Consider the following 22,985-nt stretch of genomic DNA (forward strand, 5'->3'; position numbering starts at 1 on the left):
ATACGCCCTTGGCAGGGGTATTTTGTTTCGAAATTACAAGGAGTTAGCTAGCTTTTGGAGGGAAAGAAATCGTTGTAGGAAAAGCGCTTGAAACACCCCCAAGGTAAGCCCTCGGGGGTGTTTGAATCAGGCCGGTTGGGCCTGGGACGACAGCGGTTGCAGAGGCAGCAACGGCGCGTGCGGGTCAGCCTTGATCGACTCACGCCAGGCGGCGAGCCACTCGGCGTGCCCTTCGCTCCAGACCAGCTCGTGCAGGCGGGCCAGGGCCACCGGATCACTGAGCAAGGCCACACGTTCGGCATTGTTGAGGCCGGCGGGGCCGACTTTCAGCGCATGGCGCACGCGTTCGGCACGCAGGTACTCGATCGGCTCGGCCTGACCGTGACGCGACGTCGCCAAGGCACAGGCCAGGGCGTTCTGCTGCGGGTCGACCACCGAGCGCACGAAGCCGTCGTGCAGGGCGTGCCAACGGTTTTCGTGGGTGTACTTGTCGGTCGACACCAGCGCCTGGGGCGGATTGTATTCCTCAGGGATCAGGAACAGGCTCTCGTCACGGGACTTGAGGCCCAGGTTCACCCGACTGGAGATCACCGACACCGGGATCGACAACATCAGCGACCCGACAATCGGCACCAGCCACCACAGGAAGCTTGGGTTCAACCACACCACCAGCAGAGCCCACAGGAAGCCCAGCAAGGTTTGCGTGCCGTGGCGCTTGAACGCTTCGCCCCAGGTGGTGGAGTCGTCATCACGCTTTGGCGAATTCCAGGTCGCGGCCCAGCCGAGGAACGCGGCGAGCACGAAACGGGTGTGGAAAATCATCCGCACCGGCGCCAGCAGCATGGAAAACAGCATTTCCAGCAGCATGGACATCGTGACCTTGAACTTGCCGCCGAACTCCTTCGCGCCTTTGGCCCAGATCAGGATGATGCTCAGCAATTTAGGCAGGAACAGCAACACGATAGTGGTGGAGAACAACGCCACTGCTTTGTCCGGATGCCATTGCGGCCACAGCGGGTACAACTGGCGCGGCGCCATGAAGTACTGCGGCTCCATCAGGGTGTTCACCGCCAGCAACGCGGTGGACAGCACCAGAAACAGGAACCACAACGGCGCCGACAGGTAGGACATCACGCCGGTCAGGAACACCGCACGGTGCACCGGGTGCATGCCTTTAACCAGGAACAGACGGAAGTTCATCAGGTTGCCGTGGCACCAGCGACGGTCACGCTTGAGTTCGTCCAACAGGTTCGGCGGCAGTTCTTCATAGCTGCCCGGCAGGTCGTAGGCAATCCACACACCCCAGCCGGCCCGACGCATCAGCGCCGCTTCTACGAAGTCGTGGGACAGGATGGAACCGGCGAACGCGCCTTTACCCGGCAACGGCGCCAGGGCGCAGTGCTCGATAAACGGCTTCATGCGGATGATTGCGTTGTGACCCCAATAGTGGGATTCACCCAACTGCCAGAAGTGCAGGCCAGCGGTGAACAGCGGGCCATATACACGAGTGGCGAACTGCTGCATGCGCGCATACAGGGTGTCCATGCCCGACGCACGCGGCGCGGTCTGGATAATCCCGGCATCCGGCGTGGCTTCCATCAGGCGCACCAGGCTGGTCAGGCATTCGCCGCTCATCACGCTGTCGGCGTCGAGGACCACCATGTACTTGTAGTCACCGCCCCAACGACGGCAGAAGTCGTCGAGGTTGCCGCTCTTACGTTTTACGCGACGACGGCGACGGCGATAGAAGATCTTGCCGAAGCCACCGGCTTCGCGGCACACGTCGAGCCAGGCCTGCTGCTCGGCGATGCAGATGTCGGCGTCGTTACTGTCGCTGAGCACGAAAAAGTCGAAGCGGTCCAGGTCACCGGTCGCGGCCACCGATTCGAACGTGGCGCGCAGGCCGGCGAATACCCGGGGCACGTCTTCGTTACAGATCGGCATCACCAGCGCGGTGCGGGCGTCTTTCGGGATCGGCTCGTTGCCGGCACTTTTACCGGAGATCCGGTATTTATCGTGGCCAGTGAGCAACTCCAGGAAGCCCATCAGCGCTGTCCAGAAACCGGCCGACACCCAGCAGAACAAAATCCCGAACATGATCAGGATGCTGGCTTGCAGGGCGTAAGGCAGCACCTGGGTGGCGGTCTGCAGCAGGGTCTGATTGCGGATTTCGTCGAAGTCCACCAGCGACCAGCCCTGGTACGGCATGATGCCTTTCATGTACCAGCCGGCCACGATGGTCTGGCCGAGCATCAGCACCAGCAGGATATAGCGACGGATCGAACCGACGGTGCGCCAGCGCGCGGCCGGCAATACCCGTTCATCCTTCGGCGGCTTGGGCGGGTTGCTGCGCCCGGTGAGGCGGCGCCAGCCGCGCACCAGAATATTGGTGCGCCACGGCTCCGGCACCACCCGGGTGCGATGGATCGGCGGCGTGGCTTTGAGGCATACGCGACCGGCGGCATCGACCGCAAGCATTTCGGCGTCTTGCAGCTCTTCGGCCGTGCTGAGGGTCAACCGGCGCCCCACCGACGCTTGAGCGGCGTCGACCGGTTCGTCGAAGGTCGCGGACGACAGGCGTTGATGCAATTCGGCGAAGGAGGAGCAGCCCGCCAGTTCGGCGCGCTGCTCTGCAGTCATCGGAAGATGCGCCAGATACTCGGACAGAGTCTCTGGCTGGACTTGAGAATTACTCATCGGCAGGCAACTGATAGCTCCAGGTTTCGGTCAGGACCTGTTCGGTCTTGATCGGCTCCGGTGTGGCTGGGGCAGCTTCTGGCTGCTTGGCTTCCTTGTCTTTGGCGTCTTTCTTGGCCTGCTTCTCGTGTTGCTTGGCCAATACCTTGTCGGCCTTGAGGACCTGGGTCGACACATGCTCAGGCTCTGGCTGAGCAACGTCCTGCACCAGGGCGGCACGCATTTCGGTCGGTTTGCTCGGGTCCTTGATCTTCATGCGCAGGGTCAGGCGCCAGCCTTTGGTGTGCTCGTTGTAACGCACGCTGTTTTCAACCAGTTCAGCGTTGTCACCCACGCTCACCTGGCTGCGCACAGGCGCGTCCGGCAGCAGTTTCTTCAGGGACGGGCCTTCGAAGTCCACCAGGTAAGCGACGCTGCCATCCGGCTGACGGATCAGGTTGGATTGCTTCACGTCACCAGTAGAACGCAGGGTCTGCTTGACCCAGGCGCTGTCCGGCGAATGGAACGCGGCGTCGTCCAGAGTCCAGTGCAGGCGGTAGGCTACGTCCAGCGGCTGACCGACTTCCGGCAGTTTTTCCGGGCTCCAGAACGCAACGATGTTGTCGTTGGTCTCGTCGGCGGTCGGGATCTCAACCAGGTCCACGGAGCCCTTGCCCCAGTCGCCTTCAGGTTCGATCCAGGCGCTTGGGCGCTTGTCGTAGTTGTCGTCAAGGTCTTCGTAGTGGCTGAAGTTGCGACCACGTTGCAGCAGGCCGAAACCGCGCGGGTTCTCTACGCTGAAATTGCTGACCGACAGGTGTTTAGGGTTGTTCAGTGGACGCCAGATCCACTCGCCGTTGCCGGCATGGATCGACAGACCGCTGGAGTCGTGCAGTTCGCGACGGTAGTTGAGCACTTTGGACGGCTGGTTCGCGCCGAACAGGAACATGCTGGTCAGCGGGGCCACCCCGAGTTTGCTGACCTTGTCGCGCAGGAACATCTGGGATTTGACGTCGACCACAGTGTCGGTGCCCGGACGCAGGATCAGGCGATAGGCGCCGGTCGCGCGCGGCGAATCCAGCAGGGCAAAGATCACCAGGTGCTTGTCACCCGACTTCGGACGCTCGATCCAGAACTCGGTGAACCGCGGGAATTCTTCGCCGGACGGCAGCGCAGTGTCGATCGCCATGCCACGGGCGGACAGGCCATAGACCTGGTCCTTGCCCACGACGCGGAAGTAGCTGGCGCCGAGCATGGTCATGATTTCGTCTTGCTTGTCGCTCTTATTGATCGGGAACAGAACACGGAAACCGGCATAACCCAGTTGTTCGGTGGCCTTAGGATCGAATTTCACATCACCGAAATCGAAACGCGACGGGTCGTATTTGATTTCCTGAACGCTGTCAGCGGTGACTTCGTTGATTTTCACCGGCGTATCGAAGTGCATACCCTGGTGATAGAAGGACAGCTTGAACGGGGTGTTCTGATCGGCCCACTCGGCTTTTTCATTGCGGAAACGAATTTTCTGATAGTCCGCAAACTTCATTTCGCGGAATTCGTTCGGCAGATTGCTGCGCGGAGCTTCGTACTTCTGCCCGGCCAGCTCTTTCGCCTTGGCCGACACATCATCCAGACTGAATGCCCACAGTTGACCCGCGCCGAACAGGCAAAACAGGGCAGAGCCCGTCACCAGTGCGTTTCGTAACCGTTTGGCAGACAATTTTGGTGCATTACAGGGACTAACAATCACGAGCAACCCTCGCCGAAAACAGATCAAAAAACCAACGGCCAGCTATCTATATGCCAGGTTGGCGAGCATTGTTCCGACTCCCCTGGGTCAAAATGATTCCCCAATGGTTGTCGGACAAGTCTCTACCTAAGTCAAAAATGGACCAAACAACGCTGATCCCCGTAGCGCGCGATTATCTAGTAGCCCGCGAGACAACGCATCAGGGGCAACGAAGTATTTGTAGCGAAATCCTGCGTTTTTAAGCATTAAAAGTCGTTTTCAATACATTCACGTCTGCAAGAGGAAGGTCACAGGGCCATCATTGACCAAATGCACCTGCATATCCGCGCCAAAACGCCCCGACGCCACCCTGCCATGCAATTGTTGCGCTTGTAACAGCAAGTGCTCAAAAAGCGCCGCTCCCAGGGCCGGAGGGGCCGCCGTGGAGAAGCTGGGCCGCAAGCCGCTCTTGGTATCCGCCGCCAGGGTGAATTGCGAGACCAGCAGCAAACCGCCGTCAATGTCCTTGAGCGACAGGTTCATCTTGCCTTCGTCATCGCTGAACACCCGATAGTTCAGCAACTTGTGCAGCAATTTGTCGGCACTCTCAGGGGTATCTGAAGGCTCGACGGCCACCAGCACCAGCAACCCCTGATCGATGGCCCCTACGATTTCACCTGCTACCTCGACCCGGGCACCACGCACCCGTTGCAGCAGCCCCTTCATGCTTCTTCAGGCGGCAGGTCGAGCAAACGCCGGGCCATTTCGCCGGTCGCGCGCACCAGCGCGTCGGTGATGCCAGGCTCGGACGCCGCATGCCCCGCCTCGCGGATCACCTGCAGCTCGCTGTTGGGCCACGCCTGGTGCAATTCCCAAGCGTTATCCAACGGGCAGATCATATCGTAGCGCCCATGGATGATTACGCCAGGCAGGTGCGCAATCTTATGCATGTCACGGATCAGTTGGTTGGGTTCCAGGAACGAGTGGTTAGTGAAGTAATGGCACTCGATGCGCGCAATCGACAACGCCCGCTGCGGCTCGGAAAACCGCTCCACATGCTGCGGGCTCGGGCACAAGCCGAGCATGCGCCCTTCCCAGCCGGACCACGCCTTGGCCGCGTGCATCTGGGCGATCTGGTCGTTACCGGTGAGGCGCTTGTGATAGGCCGCGATCATGTCGTGACGCTCATCGGCCGGGATCGGCGCGATGTAGTCCTGCCAGTAATCCGGGAACAAGCGACTCGCGCCTTCCTGATAGAACCAGTGGATGTCCTGCGGACGGGCCAGGAAGATGCCGCGCACGATCAGGCCATGCACGCGCTCGGGATGGGTTTGCGCGTAGGCCAGGGCCAGGGTCGACCCCCAGGAGCCACCGAACAGCACCCATTTATCGATGCCCAGGTGCTCGCGGATGCGCTCCATGTCGGCGACCAGGTCCCAGGTGGTGTTGTTTTCCAGGCTGGCGCGTGGCGTGGAGCGACCGCAACCGCGCTGGTCGAAGGTTACGATGCGGTACAGGTTGGGGTCGAAATAGCAGCGGCTCTGGGCGTCGCAACCGGCGCCAGGGCCACCATGGATGAATACAACGGGCAAGCCTTCGGGAGAGCCACTTTCATCGACGTACAGGGTATGGGTGTCATCGACGGCCAGATCGTGCCGGGCGTAGGGTTTGATCTGCGGGTACCAAGTCTGCATTGCGCGCTCCGTAGGGGGTCGGGTTCATCCCTGGGGGGACGTCTATTATTCTGCCGTCTGGCACTATAAACCCGAATTGTGCAATGAGCATGTCCTTGAGCGCTTAGACCTGTGTCAGCCCTTCGCTCCCCAGGTAAGCAAGGCTTGGGATGAGGGCTTGGCAGTGGTGAGCGGGCTCGCTCACCACAGAGTTATTTCAACCTTTGAGACTTATGTAGATACCTATGGCTATCGGGGGCAAGCCCCCTCCCACAGTTGGAACTGTATTTGGCTTAGGGCAAGGCCAGCGCTGTAGATCCTCCTAGCCGTAGCGCTTGCGTCCCCAGTCCAACAAACCTTCGAGCAACTGCTTCAATACCACTCGCGTCGGCTCAGCCAGGTCCGCGCGGTATTTGAACGGTTCGAACTCCTCCATATAGGTGCTCTGGCACAACTCCAGCTGCACGGCGTGGATATTCTCGGCCGGGTTGCCGTAATGCCGGGTGATATGCCCGCCCTTGAAGCGCCCGTTAAGCACATGGGTGTACTGCGTGTGCCTGGCGCAGATGGCTTCGAGCTGGCCGGCCAGTTCCGGGTCGCATGCCGCGCCGTTGAAGGTGCCGAGGTTGAAGTCCGGCAGTTTGCCGTCGAACAGGTGCGGGATCACCGAGCGAATCGAGTGCGCATCGAACAGCAACGCATAGCCGAACTCAGCCTTTAGCCGCGCCAACTCTTCTTGCAGCGCGCGGTGGTAGGGGCCCCAGATTTTCTGCAGGTAGGTCGCCCGTTCCTCCTCGGACGGCTCCTGGCCTTCGACAAACAACGGCACGCCATCGAACAGGGTTTTGGGGTACAGGCCGGTGGTGGCGCCGGCGTACAGCGGCGTGTCGTCGGAGGGTCGGTTCAGATCGATGACAAACCGCGAATACTCCGCCGACAAGGTGCTGGCACCCAATTGCTCGGCAAAGTCATACAGCAAAGGGATATGCCAATCGGTGTCCGGCAGGCTCTGCGCCTCGGGGATCAGCCCGGCCTTTACCGCAGGCGTGAGGCGCAGCCCGGCGTGGGGCATGCTGATCAGCAGCGGTGTGCGGCCTTGCTTGAAGTTCAGAACGTTATCCACAACGGTACTCCTTAAACGTTGACATCGACGCCATGGCGCACGACGCGTTTATCCAGTTCGCCGCCCAGCCAGTAAGCCAGGTCGGCCGGACGATCGATCTGCCAGGCGACAAAATCCGCGACCTTGCCCACTTCCAGCGAACCATGTGTGTCGCCCATGCCCAGCGCGCTGGCCGCATGTTGGGTAGCGCCGGCCAGGGCTTCTTCCGGGGTCATGCGGAACAAGGTGCAGGCCATGTTCAGCATCAGGCGCACAGACAGCGCCGGCGAGGTGCCGGGGTTGAGGTCGCTGGCGATGGCGATTTTCACACCGTGCTTGCGCAGGGCCTCCATAGGCGGCAACTGGGTTTCGCGTAGAAAGTAGAACGCCCCCGGCAGCAGTACCGCGACGGTGCCGGCGGCGGCCATAGCGATGGCGTCTTCTTCGGTCATGAATTCCAGGTGATCGGCGGACAACGCTTGGTAACACGCCGCCAGGCTGGAGCCGTGCAACGAGGACAACTGTTCGGCGTGCAGCTTCACCGGCAGGCCGAGTTGCTGCGCGACGTCAAACACTCGCGCCACTTGTGCCGGGGAAAACGCCAGGTATTCGCAAAACGCATCCACCGCATCCACCAGGCCTTCGGCCGCCAGGGCCGGCAGCATCTCCTGGCAGATATGCTCAATGTAGTCGTCGGCGCGGTCCTTGTACTCCGGCGGCAAGGCATGGGCGGCCAGGCAAGTGGCGCGCACGCTGACCGGCAGCGCCTCACCGAGACGGCGAATCACCCGCAGCAATTTGCGCTCGCTGGCCAAATCGAGGCCGTAGCCGGATTTGATTTCCACCGTGGTCACGCCGTCACGCAACAAACTGCGCAGGCGCTTATGGGCGCTGGCGAACAGTTCATCTTCACTGGCGGCGCGGGTGGCGCGTACGGTGCTGGCAATCCCACCGCCCTGCGCCGCGATCTCGGCATAGCTCACGCCTTCAAGGCGTTGCTCGAACTCACCGCTGCGATTGCCACCGAACACCGTGTGGGTATGGCAATCGATCAGCCCTGGGGTCACCCACGCGCCTTGCAGGTCGTGGACCTGGGCGTAATCCGCGCTGGGCGCCTGGCTGCGCGGGCCGATCCACTCGATCAGCGAACCGGCGGTGACCATGGCCGCATCCTCGATGATCGAGTACTTGCCCTGGGCCATGGTTGCGACGTGGCAGTGTTGCCAAAGGGTTTTCATCCGACACTCCTTGGGTTACAGGCTCGGCAGCAACTGGCCCGCGACCAGCTCATTCAGGCAGCGGCTGGCGAGCAGTTCGCTGGCGGCGAGGATGTCCGGGGCGAAGAAGCGATCCTTGTCGTAAAACGCCACTTGGCTGCGGAGGATGCCCCGGGCCTTTTCCAGTTTGGGGGAGGTTTTCAAGCCTTCGCGCAGATCCAGGCCCTGGCACGCCGCCAGCCATTCCACGGCAAGGATGCCACGGGTGTTTTCGGCCATTTCCCACAGACGCTTGCCGGCCGCCGGAGCCATCGACACGTGGTCTTCCTGGTTGGCCGAGGTCGGCAGGCTGTCGACGCTATGGGGATGGGCCAGCGCCTTGTTCTCGCTGGCCAATGCGGCGGCGGTGACCTGGGCGATCATGAAACCGGAGTTGACCCCGCCATTGCCCACCAGGAACGGCGGCAACTGGGACATGTGCTTGTCCATCATCAGCGAGATACGTCGCTCACTGAGTGAACCGATTTCGGCGATGGCCAGCGCCATGTTGTCGGCGGCCATGGCCACCGGTTCGGCATGGAAGTTACCGCCGGAGATCACATCACCCCCGGCGGCAAAGACCAGTGGGTTATCCGATACGGCGTTGGCTTCCACCACCAGCACCTCGGCAGCCTGGCGCAACTGGGTCAAGCAAGCGCCCATGACTTGTGGCTGGCAACGCAGGGAATACGGATCCTGCACCTTGTCGCAGTTCTGGTGCGACTGCGACACCTGGCTGCTTTCGCCCAGCAGATCACGGTAGGCCGCCGCCGCATCGATCTGCCCACGCTGACCGCGAGCCGCATGGATGCGCGCATCGAACGGCGAGCGCGAGCCCAGCACCGCTTCCACGGTCAGACCGCCGCACGCCAAGGCACCGGCGAACAGGTCTTCACCTTCGAACAGGCCGCGCAAGGCATAGGCGGTGGACACTTGGGTGCCGTTAAGCAGCGCCAGGCCTTCCTTCGCCGCCAGGGTCAGCGGCGCAAGGCCAGCGACCTTGAGCGCGTCTTTTGCTTCAAGCCATTCGCCTTTGTAGCGCGCCTTGCCTTCGCCGAGCAGCACCAGGGACATGTGGGCCAGGGGCGCCAAGTCACCGGACGCGCCCACGGAACCTTTCAACGGAATATGCGGGTAGACCTCGGCGTTGATCAGCGCGATCAGTGCATCGATCACCACGCGACGGATGCCGGAGAAACCACGGCTGAGGCTGTTGACCTTGAGCACCATCACCAGTCGCACCAGTGCGTCGCTGATCGGCTCGCCGACACCGGCGGCGTGGGACAACACCAGGGAGCGTTGGAGGTTTTCCAGGTCTTCGCTGGCGATGCGCGTGGAGGCCAGCAGGCCGAAGCCGGTGTTGATGCCGTAGGCGGTGCGGTTTTCGGCGAGGATTTGCTCGACACAAGCCACGCTGGCGTCGATCTGCGCCGATGCGCTGGCATCCAGGCTGAGGGTTACCGGCTGCTGGTAGATAGCCCGCAGTTGGGCGAGGCTCAGTTGGCCCGGAATCAGGTTTAGCGCAGTCACAGTGATGCTCCTTTGGAATTATTGTTCAGTGCAAATGGGGAAATGCTTGATGCAGCAAAGCGCTGTCCTTGAGCAGTGCGGCGGCGGTCGCAATCTCCGGCGCCAGCCAGCGGTCCTGCTCATAGGGCGGGATCTGTTCGCGCAGCAAACGCCAGGCACGCTCGGTGCCGGCGCCGAAGCGCTGCGTTTTTAGAAATTCAAAAGCCTGGGCCGCCAGTAAGTACTCGATGGCGAGGATCTGAGTCACGTTGGCCAACACCTGGTGCAGCTTGAGCGCGGCATTGGTGCCCATGCTGAGGTGGTCTTCCTGCAGGCCCGAGGTGACGAAATTGTCGAGCGCCGCCGGGTGCGCCAGTTGGCGATTCTGCCCACACAACGACGCGGCGACGTACTGCACGATCATCATGCCGGAGTTGACCCCGGGGTTGCTTACCAGAAACGCCGGCAGGCCACTGACATGGGGGTTGATCAAGCGATCCAGGCGGCGCTCGGCCACCGAGCCGATTTCGGCCATGGCGATGGCGAGCATATCCGCCGCCAGCGCGACCGACTGCCCGTGAGGGTTGGCCTGGGACACCACGCGGTAGTTGTCCGGCGTGCCGAGCACCAGTGGGTTATCGGTGACGCTGTTGAGTTCGGTCTCGATCTGCTGGGTGGCGTGCGCCACCTGGTCACGCGTCGCGCCATGGATTTGCGGGATCGAGCGCAAGCTCAGGGCATCTTGGGTGCGTATGCCCTGGCTGGCGGCGATCACCTCGCTGCCGTCGAGCAACGCGCGCAGGTTGGCGCCCACCAACTGCATGCCGGGGTGGGGCTTGAGGGCGATAATGGTTGCGTCGAACGCGTCGAGCTGACCGCGCTGGGCCTCGAAGCTCATGGCGCCGATCACGTCGGCCCACTGCAGCAGATGATGGGCATCGGCCAGGGCCAGGCAGCTCAGGCCGGTCATGCATGGCGTGCCGTTGACCAGGCACAGACCGTCCTTGGCGCCAAGCTCAACGGGCTGCAAGCCTTCGGCCTGCAAGGCTTGCTGCGCCGAGACAATGCCGCCGCGATAGCTCACATTGCCGACACCCAGCAACGCCACGCCGACGTGGGCCATGTGGGTCAGGTAACCCACCGAACCCTGGGACGGCACTTGCGGGGTGATGCCATGGTTGAGTAGCGCCAGCAGTGCCCGCACCACTTGAGGGTGCAGGCCGGAATGGCCGTGGCTGTAGTTGACGAGGGCCGCGCAGATGATCGCGCGGGTCTGTTCGTCGCTCAGCACCGGGCCGACGCCGCAGGCATGGCTAAGCAAGGTATTGCGCGACAATTGGCTGAGTTGCTCGCCTTGCAGCGATACATTGCACAGCGCCCCCAGCCCGGTGTTCACACCGTAGGCGCGCTCACCGCTGCTGACGATGCGCTGCACGATGGCCTGGGCGTTATCGATCCGCGCCCAGGCCTGGGTCGACAGTTCGAGCCGCGCGCCATGACGGGCCACGGCGACCACGTCCTGCCAGCGCAATGGCGTGTCGGCGATGGTGATTTTTGGTGCCTGGGACATTGTTGACCTCTTCATATTCTCTACAGCTTTGCCGGCCTCATCGGGGGCAAGCCCCCTCCCACATTGAGGCAGTGTGAACCCGATCAAATGTGGGAGGGAGCTTGCTCCGGCCTCATCGGGGAAAGCCCCCTCCCACATTGGGGCAGTGTGAACCCGATCAAATGTGGGAGGGAGCTTGCTCCCGATAAGGCCAGCAGCCTCACCACAGGATCTGGGTCAGACTACCGCCGCCCGCCGCTGAACGAACCTATCTACATACTCATCCGCCGGCGAATGCAGGATCTCGCGGGGGGTGCCGACCTGGATCAGCTTGCCGTCCTTGAGAATCGCGATGCGGTTGCCGATGCGCACGGCTTCGTCGAGGTCGTGGGTGATAAACACGATGGTCTTGTGCAGGGTCTTCTGCAGCTCCAGCAACTGGTCCTGCATCTCGGCGCGGATCAGCGGGTCGAGGGCGCTGAAGGCTTCGTCCATCAGGATGATGTCGGTGTCGGCCGCCAGGGCACGGGCCAGGCCCACCCGTTGGCGCATGCCGCCGGAGAGCTGGTGCGGGTATTTGTTTTCGTAGCCCTTCAGGCCCACGGTGTCGATCCAGTGCAGCGCGCGCTCGGCGCACACCTGCTTGCTTTCACCGCGCACCTTGAGGCCGTAGGCGACGTTGTCGAGCACGTTTTTGTGAGGCAGCAGGCCGAAGCTCTGGAACACCATGCTGATCTTGTGGCGACGGAATTGGCGCAGGGCTTCCATGTCCAGTTGCAGGATGTCTTCGCCGTCCACCAGGATCGCGCCGCTGGTGGGGTCGATCAGGCGGTTGAAGTGGCGCACCAGGGTCGACTTGCCCGAACCGGACAGGCCCATGATCACAAAAATTTCGCCGGTGCCGATGCTCAGGGACAGGTCGTTGACGCCGACCACGCAGCCGGTCTCGGCCAGCACCTGGTCCTTGGTCTTGCCCTGGCCGATCAGCGAGAGCGCGTCCTTGGCGCGATTGCCGAAAATCTTGAAGACGTTTTTTACTTCGATTTTGCTGACAGTAGTCATTTGCTCGCCTCATGCCGTGGACGACCGTAGGCCTGGGTGATGCGGTCGATGACCACCGCGAGAATCACGATTGCCAGCCCGGCTTCGAGGCCACGGCCGACGTTGAGGGTCTGGATGCCGACCAATACATCTTCACCCAGGCCACGGGCGCCGATCATCGAGGCGATCACCACCATCGACAACGCCATCATGGTGGTCTGGTTGATACCGGCCATGATGCTCGGCAGCGCCAGCGGCAGTTGCACGCCGAACAGTTGCTGCCAGCGGTTGGCGCCGAAGGCGTTGATGGCTTCCATGACTTCGCCGTCGACCTGGCGAATGCCCAGGTCCGTTAGGCGAATCAGCGGCGGCGCGGCGTAGATCACCGTGGCGAAAATCGCCGGCACTTTGCCCAGGCCGAACAGCATCAGCACCGGGATCAGGTACACGAAGCTGGGCATGGTTTGCATGATGTCCAGCAACGGCATCAGCACCGAACGCAGGCGATTGCTACGTGCCGACAAGATGCCCAGCGGAATGCCGATCAACACCGAGATCACCGTGGCGACCAGCATCAGCGCCAGGGTCTGCATCAGTTTGTCCCATAGGCCGACGGCGCCTACCAGGAACAACAACCCAACGATCACCGCCGTGGTCAGCACTTTACGGGTGGCGTGCCAGGCAACGGCGCCGACGATGGCCAGCATCAACCACCAGGGCGCGGCGCGTAGCAGGCCCTCCAGGTTGACGATGGCCCATAGCAGAGTGTCGGAGATGTGCCGGAACACATCGCCGTAATTGGTGACCAGTGAATCCACCCAACCGTTGACCCAGTCGGCGATGGAAAAGGTAAAACTCTCAGGAAACATAGCGTGCTCTCGATCCAGTGGGGTGTGGCCAGGCGCCCGGCTGCCTCTCAGGGTAGCCGGGCACGCTCGACCTACAAGGCCGCGTCGATTTTCTTGGCAGCCTCGTCGCTCACCCAGGCGTGCCAGACTTCAGGGTGTTCCTTGAGGAAGATTTTCGCCAGTTTCGGCGACTCGATGCGCTCCTTGGCCATGCGGCCCAGGTTCTGGTTCAGCAGGTCGATCGGCAGGTTGACCTTTTCCAGCACGGCCACCAGTTCCGGCGCTTGCTCGTGGAAGGTCTTGGACAGGCCCACCTTGATACTCACGCTCTTATCCACACCGGGTTTTTCTTCCAGTTTCACCAGGTCGACCTGGCCCATCAGCGGCGTCGGCGACCAGTAGTAGAACAGGATCGGCTCGCCGCGCTTGTAGCTCGACAGCACTGCCGCGTCCAACGCCGGGCCGGTGCCTGGGCGGAAGTTGGTGTAGGAACTTTCCAGGCCGTAGCTCTTGAGCATTTCGCTGTTGTCCAGCTCGCAGGTCCAACCGGCCGGGCAGTTGTAGAAACGGCCTTTGGACGGCTCTTCCGGGTCCTTGAACACGGCGGCGTACTGGCCCAGGTCAGCGATGTTTTTCAGGCCCGGCGCCTTGGCTTCCAGCTTGCGCTTGGCGTCGCCTTCGACCACATAGCGCGGCACGTACCAGCCTTCGACAGCCCCCACCACCGGAGCACCGACGCCAACCACTTTGCCGGCCTTCTCGGCCTTGTTCCACACTTCGCTGCGGCCGACCCACTCTTCGGCGAACACCTGGATATCGTTGCTGCTCAGGGCATTTTCCATGGTGATGGAGTTACCCGGCAGGCTATCGGTTTTGCAGTCGTAGCCTTTTTCCAGCACGGTTTGCAGGATATCGGTTAGCAACATGCCGCTTTCCCAGTTCAGGCCGGCGAATTTCACCGGTTTGCCGGACTCGCACCAACCGGCCGCCTGGGTGGCGCCGGCGCTGGCCAGCAGGCCCAGGGAAAGCACGGTGGTCAGCAGGGTCTTGTTCGATTTCATTGTGTGACGCTCCTAATCATGAATGGGCTTACGGCAGTCAAGAGGCATCCAGCCCTGTCCACGTCCAGTCAGGCCTGCGCCGCAGCGCGACCGGTCCCGCTTGTTTTAGGTTGTACAACGCTGCTCTGCTCAGGCGGCAGAATCAGGTGATCGGGCACGGCGGCGTGCCATTTTTTCGCGCACAGGTAGTACAGCGCGCCCGGCACGACCAGGCCGATGATCCAAGAAATATCCACGCCACCGAGCACATCCACCAGCGGGCCGGTGTAGAACTTGGTGGAGATAAACGGCAGTTGCACCAACACACCGAACACATAGACGCTGATCCCCAACAGGTTCCAGCGACCGTAACGGCCATTCGGGTCCGCCAAGGCCGGCACGTCATAGCGCTCACGGGTGATGCAGTAGTAGTCCACCAGATTCACTGCGCTCCAGGGCGTGAAGAATGCCAGCAGGAACAGGATGAATGACTTGAACGCCCCCAGGAACGAGTGCTGGCCGAGCAAGGCGATCAAGGTCGCCGCGCCGACAATCGCCAGCACAAAGGCCAGGCGCTGCCAGTGCGTAACCCGCAGGTGGCCGCGAAAGCCGCTGATGATGGTGGCGATGCACATAAAGCTGCCGTAGGAGTTCAAGGTGGAGATGGTCACCTTGCCGAACGCGATGCTGAAGTACAGCAGCGCCGCCGTGGCGCCGGTGCCGCTCAGGCCGACGATATAGGCCACTTCATGGCCGGCGAACTGACCGTTGGCCGACGCAGCAGCGAACACGCCCAGAACCATTGCCACCTGGGCGCCGATCACCGAACCGGCACCGGCGGCAAAGAAGGTCTTCACCGACGACGTCCGGCTTGGCAAGTAGCGCGAATAGTCCGCCACGTACGGGCCGAACGCGATCTGCCAGGACGCGGCCAGGGACACCGCGAGCAAGAAGCTGCTCCAGCTGAAGTGGCGAATCTGCAGAAGCGCGCCCACGTCGGTCTGGCTCATCAAACGGCTGAACAGGTACACGAAGGCGATCACCCCCATGACACTGGCCACTCGCCCAATAAAGTGGATCACGCGGTAGCCGAGCACAGTGACCAGCACAATGACGCTGGCGAAGATCAGAATGCCGACGCTGTCGCTGACCCCGAACAGCTGGCCCAGCGCCTGCCCGGACAGCACCGTGCCGGTGGCGGTGAAGCCCAGGTACATCAGGCACACCAGCACGATCGGAATGGCCGCGCCGTAGACACCGAACTGCACCCGGCTGGAGATCATCTGCGGCAGCCCCAGCTTGGGGCCTTGCGCCGCGTGCAACGCCATCACGCCACCGCCCAGCAGTTGGCCGATCAACAGACCGATCAACGACCAGAACACATCACCGCCCAACACCACGGCCAGGGCCCCGGTGACGATGGCGGTGATCTGCAGGTTGGCGCCCATCCACAAGGTGAACTGGCTCAAGAGACGACCGTGTCTTTCCGCTTCCGGGATGTAATCGATCGAACGCTTTTCGATCAACGGGGTGGTTGCACGCGTGTCAGCCATTTACTTTCAACCTCTGATGGATTGTCTTGGGTTCGCTGCCGATCAACGGTGGGAGAGGGCTTGGCCCCTCCCACATTGGGTTACTTGATCATCGGGAGATTGAGGCCCTGCTCTTTGGCGCAATCGATAGCAATCTGGTAACCGGCGTCCGCGTGGCGCATCACCCCGGTGGCCGGGTCGTTGTGCAGCACGCGGGCGATGCGCTCGGCCGCTTCGTCGGTGCCGTCGCAAACGATCACCATGCCCGAGTGCTGGGAGAAGCCCATGCCGACGCCGCCGCCGTGGTGCAGCGAAACCCAGGTGGCGCCGCTGGCGGTGTTGAGCAAGGCGTTAAGCAGCGGCCAGTCAGACACAGCGTCGGAGCCGTCCTGCATGGATTCGGTTTCACGGTTCGGGCTGGCCACCGAGCCGGAGTCCAGGTGGTCGCGACCGATTACCACCGGTGCCGACAGCTCACCGCTGCGCACCATTTCGTTGAACGCCAGGCCGAGCTTGGCGCGCTGGCCCAGGCCGACCCAGCAGATACGCGCCGGCAGGCCCTGAAAACTGATGCGCTCGCGGGCCATGTCCAGCCAGTTGTGCAGGTGCGCGTCGTCGGGGATCAGCTCTTTGACTTTGGCGTCGGTTTTGTAGATGTCCTGCGGGTCGCCCGACAGCGCCGCCCAGCGGAATGGGCCAATGCCACGGCAGAACAGCGGGCGGATGTAGGCCGGTACGAAACCTGGGAAGTCGAACGCGTTTTCGACGCCCTCTTCCTGGGCCATCTGACGGATGTTGTTGCCGTAGTCGAAGGTTGGGATGCCTTGCTTCTGGAATTCCAGCATGGCTTTGACATGCACGGCCATCGACTGCTTGGCGGCTTTGATCACGGCGGCGGGTTCGGTCTTGGCGCGGGCGCGGTACTCGTCCCAGGTCCAGCCAGCAGGCAAGTAGCCATTGAGCGGGTCGTGGGCGCTGGTCTGGTCGGTGACCATGTCCGGGCGCACGCCGCGCTTGACCAGTTCCGGCAGGATTTCCGCTGCGTTACCCAGCAGCGCGATGGAGATGGCCTTGCCTTCCTGGGTGTACTTGGCGATGCGGGCCAGCGCGTCGTCGAGGTCGGTGGCTTGCTCGTCGACGTAACGGCTGTTCAGGCGGAAATCGATGCTGACCTGCTGGCACTCGATGTTCAGCGAGCAAGCACCGGCCAGGGTCGCGGCCAGCGGCTGCGCGCCGCCCATGCCGCCGAGACCGGCAGTGAGCACCCAACGGTCTTTGAGATTGCTGTCGTAATGCTGGCGACCGGCCTCGACGAAGGTTTCGTACGTGCCCTGGACGATGCCCTGGCTGCCGATATAGATCCAGCTGCCGGCGGTCATCTGACCGTACATGGCCAGGCCCTTGGCATCCAACTCGTTGAAGTGTTCCCAACTGGCCCAGTGCGGCACCAGGTTGGAGTTGGCGATCAGCACGCGCGGGGCGTTGCTATGGGTCTTGAACACGCCGACCGGCTTGCCGGATTGCACCAGCAGGGTCTCGTCGTCGTTCAGGTGGGTAAGGCTCTCGACGATCTGGTCGTAGCACTCCCAGTTGCGCGCGGCACGGCCGATACCGCCGTACACCACCAGCTCTTTCGGGTTCTCGGCCACTTGCGGGTCGAGGTTGTTCATCAGCATGCGCAGCGGCGCTTCGGTCAGCCAGCTTTTGGCGGTGAGCTTGTTACCGCGGGCGGCGCGGATTTCAACGTCACGGTATTTTGTAGGCTTGGTCACAACTCAAACTCCTCGGCGATCGATGCGCGAACAGGGATGGTGCAAAGCAGGGTCTTACGCACACATATTTACTTGTACATACAAGCATATGCAATCAAGCGGCCAACTTTCCGAGCGAGGTGTTTGGTTATTTTTTGAAAGCGCGCGAGAGCCTTGGAAATTAAGGCTTCAAGGGATGATGAAATTTCTTACGAAGACGTTTTATTGCGCGGGAGGTGAGGCACGACAGCGGGGTTTTGCGCCACGCTGGGGCGTTCGGTAACAAATTGGTGCGAGGCCTGGAAACAGATAGCAAGAACAGTGAGAAACAAATATGGGAGGGGCTTGCCCCCTCCCACATGTTTAACCGCGCGGGGTCAGTTCGATGATGCAGCAGCGACCCGTGACGGAAATATCCAGCAGGCCGCTGTTACCGTCCACTTGCAGGCAGTCGTGATGGCCCAACACCTGGTCCAGCACCTTCACTTCATCCGCAACACTGAACACCAGCACGGTTTGCGCAGTACTAAAGAAGTGCTGCACACCATCCACCCACTGCAACCGTGCATGGTAACGCTGGGGCGAGTAGATCAGGTTGAAGTCGCGGATCGGCCCGGTAATCAAGCGGCATGAAACCTGGCTGTCGCCCTTGAAGGCGAACGGTTGCAACGGTAACAACCCGCGCTGCTCCTCACCATCCACTGTCAGCACCATGCCTGCGCCTTTGATCACGGTGATCACACGCTGGTAACCGGCAAAGGTGGAAAACCCGCCCGACTCGCCGATATCGGCAATCGACAGGCGCCAGCCGAAGCCTTCCAAGCCCTCGCCAGCATCGCGGGCGATTTCTTCGGTGCTGCCGCCGCCGTTCTTCCACGGCATGCGCACGTATTCGGTGGCGCGCCAGACTTTTACTGCACTCATTTGCTGAAACGTCCTTCCAGGCTGTGACGGGAACCGGGGTGGATTAAGCGTGCGGCGGTCACCGGTTGGCGGCCTGACCAAGTGCGACGACGAATCAACAGGCACGGCTCGCTGGGCTCAATCTGCAGCAGCTGGCATTCAGAAGCGTCGGCAAGAATGGCTTCCACCACATGCTCGCCTTCGGTCAGCGGCGCTACCTGGTTGAGGTACGCGTAAGGGGTTTGCAGGGTGAAATCCTGTTGAAGGTATTGCGGTGCGACCAGGGCGTTGACGAAACGGTCTTCGATTTGCACGGGTATGTCGTTTTCGTAATGCACGATCAACGAATGAAACACCCGCCCGCCTTCGCGCATTTCCAGGGCGACGGCGCGCTCGGAACCGGCGGCCTCCTCGCCTAGGGTGATGACCTGACAGGTATGCCGGTGGCCACGGGAGGCGATTTCATCGGCGATGTTGTGCACTTCGAACAGCGCCGACTGGCTTTTCGGCTCGGCGACGAAGGTGCCGACGCCCTGCATGCGCACCAACAGACCTTCGGCGGTCAGCTCGCGCAGGGCGCGGTTGATGGTCATGCGGCTGAAGCCCAATTGGCTGACCAGCTCGCTCTCCGATGGCACGCGATAGTGAGGCGGCCAGTTACCGTTGAGGATTTGCTGGCTGATCATGTGTTTGACGCGGGCATACAAGGGCGCCGGACTTTCGTCCATGTGGGCAGCCAGCGAAGAGTTGGCGGGCGGAGTCGGCACGGGGGATCCTTGCAGTAGGAAAAGATGCATAGATTGCCGGAGTTTACCGAGCAGGCAAACGTCTGTATATGTATATACAAATAAACACACAACCGGAGTGCTCTAATCATGTCCGCTTTCTTCGCCGAACGCGCGCTGCTGCCTAGTGGATGGGCCAACAATGTACGTCTTGAGGTCAGCGCCGACGGCCTGTTGACCCATGTTGAGTCCAATGCCAGTGCAGACCATGCCGAACGGCTAAGAGGCCCGGTGTTGGCGGGTATGCCCAACCTGCATTCCCACGCGTTCCAACGCGCCATGGCGGGCCTGGCGGAAGTGGCCGGCAACCCGAACGACAGTTTCTGGACCTGGCGCGACCTGATGTACCGCATGGTCGGCAGGATCAACCCGGAGCAACTCCAGGTGATCGCACGTCAGCTGTATATCGAAATGCTCAAAGCGGGTTACACCTCAGTCGCCGAGTTTCACTACGTGCATCACGACACCCAGGGCCAGCCCTATGCCGACCCCGCGGAACTGTCGCGACAAATCAGCCAGGCGGCCGCCGCCAGCGGCATCGGCTTGACCTTGCTACCGGTGCTCTACAGCCATTCCGGGTTTGGCGGCCAGGCGCCGAATGACGGGCAGCGGCGCTTTATCAACAGCACGGAAAACTACCTGGATCTGCAAGCGCGACTGCAACCGATCCTGACGGCACAATCGGCGCAGCATTTGGGCTTGTGCTTGCACTCCTTGCGCGCCGTCACGCCACAACAGATCAATGAAGTTCTGGCCGCCAGCGACAAGGCATGCCCGGTGCATATCCACATCGCCGAGCAACAGAAGGAAGTCGACGACTGCCTGGCCTGGAGCGGCAAGCGCCCGCTGCAATGGCTGTATGACCATGTTGAAGTCGATGAGCGCTGGTGCCTGGTGCACGCCACTCACGCCAACGCGGATGAAGTTAAACGCATGGCCAAGAGCCGCGCGATTGCCGGCCTGTGCCTGACCACCGAAGCGAACCTGGGCGATGGGATTTTCCCGGCGGTGGATTTTCTTGCACAGGGCGGGCGCCTGGGGATTGGCTCCGACAGCCATGTGTCGTTGAGTGTGGTCGAAGAGCTGCGTTGGCTGGAATACGGCCAGCGCCTACGAGATCAGCGACGCAACCGCTTGTATCGCAGCGATCAGCCGATGGTTGGGCGCACTTTATTCGATGCGGCACTGGACGGTGGCGCCCAGGCGCTGGGACAGCCGATAGGCCGGTTGGAAGTGGGTAAACGCGCGGACTGGATCGTGCTGGACGGCAATGATCCGTACCTGGCAACCGCCACAGAGGATGGCATTCTCAATCGCTGGTTATTTGCCGGCGGTGATCGCCAGGTGCGCGATGTGCTGGTCAACGGCCAGTGGGTGGTGCGCGATGGGCGGCATGCCGGGGAGGAAGATAGCCGCCGTGCATTCACGCAAGTCCTGAAGGATTTGTTGGGCTAACCGGTAGCCCATAACCAATGTGGGAGAGGGCTTACCCCTCCCACATTTTGTGGCGATCCAGGGTTACTGCGAACTCTTGGCCATCTGCTTGTCCGGCGTACGCCAGATCAATCGGGTGGTGTCGTACCCTTGCTGACGCGCCCTGCTCAGCAGGTCTTCGCGAGTGTCGGCATTCACCGTCGGCGTGCGCGAGAGAATCCACATATAGCGACGGCTTGGGCTGCCGACGATGGCGGTCTTGTAGTCATCGCTGACGTACAACACCCAGTAATCGCCCTTGGCGACGCCCGGTAACAGCGCGGTGAACCAGTTATTGAATTCGACCCAAAGCTTATCGGTCTTGCCCGGCACTTGCGGCGTGGCCGTGCCTCGGGCTTCTTCCCACTTCCACTCGTTGGTCAGGCAACGGTTGAACACCGACATGTCGCCATCAGGCAGCAAGGTGTAGCGGGCTTCGGATTGTGCGCAGTTGCGCTGGAAGTACATCGGCAAGCGAGCCAGCTCATACCAGGTGCCCTGGTAGCGATGCAGATTGACGTTGCTCGCGGTCTTGGGTTGCAGATCATCGCCAGAATGACTGGCGCAGCCCGCCAAAAACAGGCTGGCACAAAGAAACAAAACAAAACGCATCATTCTTCTTCTCCCGTAGGCTCTCGCCCCGGTTTACTTCAGGCCTTGCCCGGAAAACATCAGAACCTTGTCACCGGCATATTGAACGCTGATAAAGCTGTTTTTATCGCCCCAGGTGCAGCTGGACATGCCCAGTGCGCCGGAACAATCCGTTGGCTTACCCAATAGCGACTCCACCTCGGCCTTTGGCATCCCGGCCGACAGCTTTGCGTAGTTCTCTTGGTTGACCTTGCTGCAAGCGGCCAACACAACACAAAAAGTCAGCAGGGCGAGACGGCGTAACGACATGGGGAAACTCCTGGAGGGGCGAAGCGGCTTGGGTATCTGCCAGAAGCTTAGAAGGGAAAAGAGGTGTCTGGTTCCCGACGGACGAAAACAAAAAAAGCCCCGAAAACGCTGAAACGTTTCGGGGCTTCTTTAAGGGTGAACCGGCTCACAACCACACCGGTTACCGGTCGCAGCAGGTCACTGCTTGTGGTAGGCCGTTACGCGCTCAACCTCTTCCTTCGAACCCAGGAACACCGCCACACGCTGGTGCAGGCCCTCGGGTTGGATGTCGAGAATGCGCTGGTGGCCGTCGGTAGACGCACCGCCCGCCTGCTCGACCAGGAACGACATCGGGTTGGCTTCGTACATCAGGCGCAGTTTGCCCGGCTTGGACGGCTCGCGGCTGTCGCGTGGGTACATGAACAGACCGCCACGGGTGAGGATACGGTGCACGTCGGCCACCATCGCCGCGACCCAGCGCATGTTGAAGTTCTTCTTCAACGGGCCTTCTTCGCCTTCCATCAACTCGCTGACGTAGCGCTGTACCGGGGCTTCCCAGTGGCGCTGGTTGGACATGTTGATCGCAAATTCCTGGGTGGACGCAGGGATCGAGATGTCCTCGTGGGTCAACACGAAGCTGCCCATTTCGCGGTCCAGGGTGAAGCCTTTGACGCCATCGCCCAGGGTCAGTACCAGCATGGTCTGTGGACCGTAGATCGCGTAACCGGCGGCGACCTGCTCGGTGCCTGGCTGCAGGAAGGCCTTTTCGTTCAGCGCTTCGTTCTGGCTCAGGTATTCGTTCGGGCAACGCAGCACCGAGAAGATGGTGCCAACCGGCGCGTTGATGTCGATGTTGGACGAGCCGTCCAGTGGGTCGAACACCAGCAGGTAGGCGCCTTTCGGGTATTTGCCGGGAATCTGGTAGGCGTTGTCCATTTCTTCGGACGCCATGCCGGCCAGGTGACCGCCCCATTCGTTGGCTTCGAGCAGAATCTCGTTGGACAGCACGTCGAGTTTCTTCTGCACTTCGCCCTGCACGTTTTCAGTGCCCATGCTGCCCAGGACACCGCCCAGTGCGCCTTTGGACACGGCGTGGCTGATTTCCTTGCAAGCACGCGCCACCACTTCGATAAGGAAGCGCAGATCGGCAGGCGTGTTGTTGCTGCGGGTCTGCTCGATCAAATAGCGACTCAAGGTAACGCGGGACATGGAAGGCTCCGATGAATGGGGGGGCTTAAA

Annotated in this window: 19 protein-coding genes; 1 reads left to right on the forward strand and 18 read right to left on the reverse strand. The window is 61.5% G+C overall.

Annotation, left to right across the window (positions count from 1 at the left end; translation table 11 throughout):
- Positions 1-126: 126 nt before the first annotated feature.
- From mdoH to hutC, 15 genes are all read right to left on the reverse strand, one after another.
- Entirely contained in the window at positions 127-2,697 is a 2,571-nt protein-coding gene (gene mdoH, locus ACFZPT_RS10790; protein WP_379555183.1) for a glucans biosynthesis glucosyltransferase MdoH, read from the reverse strand.
- Complete coding sequence (locus ACFZPT_RS10795) at positions 2,690-4,369, reverse strand: glucan biosynthesis protein G (protein ID WP_256593268.1); 1,680 nt, start codon at positions 4,367-4,369, stop codon at positions 2,690-2,692. Before ACFZPT_RS10795 ends, mdoH begins: the two co-directional genes overlap by 8 nt.
- Positions 4,370-4,693: 324 nt before the next feature.
- A complete protein-coding gene (gene dtd, locus ACFZPT_RS10800; RefSeq protein WP_034095472.1) occupies positions 4,694-5,131 on the reverse strand; it encodes a D-aminoacyl-tRNA deacylase in 438 nt (145 codons plus the stop codon).
- Positions 5,128-6,099, reverse strand: a complete 972-nt coding sequence (gene pip, locus ACFZPT_RS10805) for a prolyl aminopeptidase (protein WP_034095471.1) — start codon at positions 6,097-6,099, stop codon at positions 5,128-5,130. Before pip ends, dtd begins: the two co-directional genes overlap by 4 nt.
- Positions 6,100-6,400: 301 nt before the next feature.
- Positions 6,401-7,201 carry an N-formylglutamate deformylase gene (hutG, locus tag ACFZPT_RS10810; RefSeq protein WP_034095470.1) on the reverse strand — a complete coding sequence of 267 codons (801 nt, stop codon included), beginning with the start codon at positions 7,199-7,201 and terminating at the stop codon, positions 6,401-6,403.
- Positions 7,202-7,212: 11 nt separating this feature from the next.
- Positions 7,213-8,418 (reverse strand): imidazolonepropionase, encoded by a 1,206-nt coding sequence (gene hutI, locus ACFZPT_RS10815; protein ID WP_099313025.1) that lies wholly within the window; start codon positions 8,416-8,418, stop codon positions 7,213-7,215.
- A 15-nt stretch (positions 8,419-8,433) separates the two neighbouring features.
- On the reverse strand, positions 8,434-9,966 hold the full coding sequence (gene hutH, locus ACFZPT_RS10820; protein ID WP_099313024.1) for a histidine ammonia-lyase: 1,533 nt from the start codon (positions 9,964-9,966) through the stop codon (positions 8,434-8,436).
- 25 nt (positions 9,967-9,991) lie between these two features.
- Complete coding sequence (gene hutH / locus ACFZPT_RS10825; RefSeq protein WP_099313023.1) at positions 9,992-11,515, reverse strand: histidine ammonia-lyase; 1,524 nt, start codon at positions 11,513-11,515, stop codon at positions 9,992-9,994.
- Between the two features lie 216 nt (positions 11,516-11,731).
- Positions 11,732-12,556 (reverse strand): glycine betaine/L-proline ABC transporter ATP-binding protein, encoded by an 825-nt coding sequence (locus ACFZPT_RS10830; RefSeq protein ID WP_052202157.1) that lies wholly within the window; start codon positions 12,554-12,556, stop codon positions 11,732-11,734.
- A complete protein-coding gene (locus ACFZPT_RS10835) occupies positions 12,553-13,404 on the reverse strand; it encodes a proline/glycine betaine ABC transporter permease (RefSeq protein ID WP_034095466.1) in 852 nt (283 codons plus the stop codon). The genes ACFZPT_RS10830 and ACFZPT_RS10835 overlap by 4 nt, the downstream gene beginning before the upstream one ends.
- 71 nt (positions 13,405-13,475) lie before the next feature.
- Positions 13,476-14,444 (reverse strand): ABC transporter substrate-binding protein, encoded by a 969-nt coding sequence (locus ACFZPT_RS10840; RefSeq protein ID WP_034095465.1) that lies wholly within the window; start codon positions 14,442-14,444, stop codon positions 13,476-13,478.
- Between the two features lie 68 nt (positions 14,445-14,512).
- Positions 14,513-15,976, reverse strand: a complete 1,464-nt coding sequence (locus tag ACFZPT_RS10845) for a cytosine permease (protein ID WP_034111393.1) — start codon at positions 15,974-15,976, stop codon at positions 14,513-14,515.
- Between the two features lie 80 nt (positions 15,977-16,056).
- Positions 16,057-17,727 carry a urocanate hydratase gene (gene hutU / locus ACFZPT_RS10850; protein WP_379555182.1) on the reverse strand — a complete coding sequence of 557 codons (1,671 nt, stop codon included), beginning with the start codon at positions 17,725-17,727 and terminating at the stop codon, positions 16,057-16,059.
- A 342-nt stretch (positions 17,728-18,069) separates the two neighbouring features.
- Positions 18,070-18,630: a HutD family protein gene (locus ACFZPT_RS10855; protein WP_034095462.1), complete on the reverse strand. Its 561-nt coding sequence runs from the start codon at positions 18,628-18,630 to the stop codon at positions 18,070-18,072.
- Positions 18,627-19,337, reverse strand: a complete 711-nt coding sequence (gene hutC / locus ACFZPT_RS10860; protein ID WP_371263978.1) for a histidine utilization repressor — start codon at positions 19,335-19,337, stop codon at positions 18,627-18,629. The genes ACFZPT_RS10855 and hutC overlap by 4 nt, the downstream gene beginning before the upstream one ends.
- A 147-nt stretch (positions 19,338-19,484) precedes the next feature.
- On the opposite strand from hutC, the gene ACFZPT_RS10865 reads away from it, so the two are divergent.
- A complete protein-coding gene (locus ACFZPT_RS10865) occupies positions 19,485-20,849 on the forward strand; it encodes a formimidoylglutamate deiminase (protein ID WP_099313022.1) in 1,365 nt (454 codons plus the stop codon).
- A gap of 63 nt (positions 20,850-20,912) precedes the next feature.
- On the opposite strand, the gene ACFZPT_RS10870 is transcribed toward ACFZPT_RS10865, so the two are convergent.
- The 3 genes from ACFZPT_RS10870 to ACFZPT_RS10880 form a co-directional block, all read right to left on the reverse strand.
- Positions 20,913-21,482, reverse strand: coding sequence for a lipocalin family protein (locus ACFZPT_RS10870; RefSeq protein WP_034095459.1), 570 nt, complete (start codon positions 21,480-21,482; stop codon positions 20,913-20,915).
- A 30-nt stretch (positions 21,483-21,512) separates the two neighbouring features.
- The gene (locus ACFZPT_RS10875; RefSeq protein ID WP_034095458.1) at positions 21,513-21,767 is read right to left on the reverse strand and encodes a lipoprotein; all 255 of its coding nucleotides are present in this window, start codon (positions 21,765-21,767) and stop codon (positions 21,513-21,515) included.
- Positions 21,768-21,944: 177 nt separating this feature from the next.
- Positions 21,945-22,955, reverse strand: coding sequence for a class 1 fructose-bisphosphatase (locus ACFZPT_RS10880; RefSeq protein ID WP_034095457.1), 1,011 nt, complete (start codon positions 22,953-22,955; stop codon positions 21,945-21,947).
- Positions 22,956-22,985: the final 30 nt, after the last annotated feature.

Origin of the sequence: Pseudomonas sp. MD330_10 (assembly GCF_042610415.1) — a bacterium.
Classification (GTDB): Bacteria; Pseudomonadota; Gammaproteobacteria; order Pseudomonadales; family Pseudomonadaceae; genus Aquipseudomonas; species Aquipseudomonas rhodesiae.

Bases quoted from the DNA above. Each gene is read 5' to 3' on its own strand.
- ACFZPT_RS10875 (WP_034095458.1), bottom strand. From the start codon at position 21,767: ATGTCGTTACGCCGTCTCGCCCTGCTGACTTTTTGTGTTGTGTTGGCC.
- hutC (WP_371263978.1), bottom strand. From the start codon at position 19,337: ATGGACGAAAGTCCGGCGCCCTTGTATGCCCGCGTCAAACACATGATC.
- dtd (WP_034095472.1), bottom strand. From the start codon at position 5,131: ATGAAGGGGCTGCTGCAACGGGTGCGTGGTGCCCGGGTCGAGGTAGCA.
- ACFZPT_RS10840 (WP_034095465.1), bottom strand. From the start codon at position 14,444: ATGAAATCGAACAAGACCCTGCTGACCACCGTGCTTTCCCTGGGCCTG.
- ACFZPT_RS10855 (WP_034095462.1), bottom strand. From the start codon at position 18,630: ATGAGTGCAGTAAAAGTCTGGCGCGCCACCGAATACGTGCGCATGCCG.
- ACFZPT_RS10865 (WP_099313022.1), top strand. From the start codon at position 19,485: ATGTCCGCTTTCTTCGCCGAACGCGCGCTGCTGCCTAGTGGATGGGCC.
- mdoH (WP_379555183.1), bottom strand. From the start codon at position 2,697: ATGAGTAATTCTCAAGTCCAGCCAGAGACTCTGTCCGAGTATCTGGCG.
- hutH (WP_099313023.1), bottom strand. From the start codon at position 11,515: ATGTCCCAGGCACCAAAAATCACCATCGCCGACACGCCATTGCGCTGG.
- ACFZPT_RS10845 (WP_034111393.1), bottom strand. From the start codon at position 15,976: ATGGCTGACACGCGTGCAACCACCCCGTTGATCGAAAAGCGTTCGATC.
- ACFZPT_RS10830 (WP_052202157.1), bottom strand. From the start codon at position 12,556: ATGACTACTGTCAGCAAAATCGAAGTAAAAAACGTCTTCAAGATTTTC.
- pip (WP_034095471.1), bottom strand. From the start codon at position 6,099: ATGCAGACTTGGTACCCGCAGATCAAACCCTACGCCCGGCACGATCTG.
- ACFZPT_RS10835 (WP_034095466.1), bottom strand. From the start codon at position 13,404: ATGTTTCCTGAGAGTTTTACCTTTTCCATCGCCGACTGGGTCAACGGT.
- ACFZPT_RS10880 (WP_034095457.1), bottom strand. From the start codon at position 22,955: ATGTCCCGCGTTACCTTGAGTCGCTATTTGATCGAGCAGACCCGCAGC.
- hutI (WP_099313025.1), bottom strand. From the start codon at position 8,418: ATGAAAACCCTTTGGCAACACTGCCACGTCGCAACCATGGCCCAGGGC.
- ACFZPT_RS10870 (WP_034095459.1), bottom strand. From the start codon at position 21,482: ATGATGCGTTTTGTTTTGTTTCTTTGTGCCAGCCTGTTTTTGGCGGGC.